Genomic DNA, 1136 nt, shown 5'->3' with positions numbered 1-1136 from the left:
GCGGGGTTGATGGCCGCAGAATTCGTTACATTCCTTACGATGGCGGTGGTAAAGCAAAAGCTGGTTTACTCTCTGGTGAAGTAAACTTACTTTCTACCGGTTTAAGCGAGGCGTTAGAAGTTGCAAATGGCGGGCAGGCGAGGGTGTTAGCTGTTACATCGCCAGAAGCTTTAGCGGATTACCCTAAAATACCTACGTTAAAGTCGATGGGTTACGATATGGAGTTTGTTAATTGGCGCGGCTTTTTTGCTGCTCCTAATTTACCTGCCGATAAACTTGCTCAATACACCGAGAAACTTCGTAAATTACAATCAACTCCTGAGTGGGAAACTGTTCGCGCACGAAATGGCTGGTTAAATCTCTTTCAAGAAAAAGATGAATTTATCCAGTCACTCGAAAAACAAGAAGCGCAGCTTAAAGTGGTAATGCAAGAGCTTGGCTTTATTCGTAAAGCGGATTAATCGAGGTTTTTATGATGAATCGCGAACTACTTGGGCCAAGTTTATTCTTGGCGCTATTTACACTCTACGCCATTGTGGCGTGGCAAATTCCACTATTACCATTTGAAGAATACGAAACGGTTACTTCTGCTACATTACCAAAAGTATACGCAGCTTTTGGCATTGTGGTGTGCTTGCTTTCTATCGGTTCTACTTTGCTTAAGCCAAACGAAAAAGCGGCAGAAAACCAGCCTCTAGAAAAGTCGCATGTCTTACGAACTTTAGGCTTATTAGTTTTAATGGTGATTTATAGTGCAATGTTGGAGCCTGTTGGCTTTTTAATCTCGACCAGCGCCTTTTTATTAGCGGGTTTTTTTGTAATGGGTGAAAGGCGCAAGAAGATTCTATTGTTTGCCTCTATTCCTGTTGTCGTAGTGTTTTGGTTTTTGATGACTCAAGTATTAGGTATTTACTTGGTTCCGGGCGATTTATGGATTTAAGTTATGTTTGATGGAATTATGCTTGGTTTGTCGACCGTGCTCGACTTTAATAATTTAATGTACGTGATAGCAGGCTGTTTGGTGGGTACTTTTATTGGTATGTTACCTGGGCTTGGGCCAATAACTGCTATTGCATTGATGATCCCTATTACTTACAGCATAGGTGCTGATTCAGGGATGATTTTAATGGCTGGGG

General features: G+C 41.8%; 3 protein-coding genes. All 3 read left to right on the top strand.

Annotated features, from left to right (window positions below; translation table 11 throughout):
• Positions 1-461: Bug family tripartite tricarboxylate transporter substrate binding protein (locus tag L650_RS0109035; RefSeq protein ID WP_029772905.1), on the top strand; the 461-nt coding region annotated here is incomplete at its 5' end.
• A gap of 11 nt (positions 462-472) precedes the next feature.
• Positions 473-940 carry a tripartite tricarboxylate transporter TctB family protein gene (locus L650_RS0109030; RefSeq protein WP_029772904.1) on the top strand — a complete coding sequence of 156 codons (468 nt, stop codon included), beginning with the start codon at positions 473-475 and terminating at the stop codon, positions 938-940.
• A 3-nt stretch (positions 941-943) separates the two neighbouring features.
• The coding region (locus tag L650_RS23690) for a tripartite tricarboxylate transporter permease (protein WP_174380490.1) at positions 944-1136 on the top strand (193 nt) is incomplete at its 3' end.

The sequence above is a fragment of the Pseudoalteromonas sp. TB51 genome (assembly GCF_000498055.1).
GTDB classification, from domain to species: Bacteria; Pseudomonadota; Gammaproteobacteria; order Enterobacterales; family Alteromonadaceae; genus Pseudoalteromonas; species Pseudoalteromonas atlantica.
This window is presented reverse-complemented; position numbering and strand designations above follow the sequence as displayed.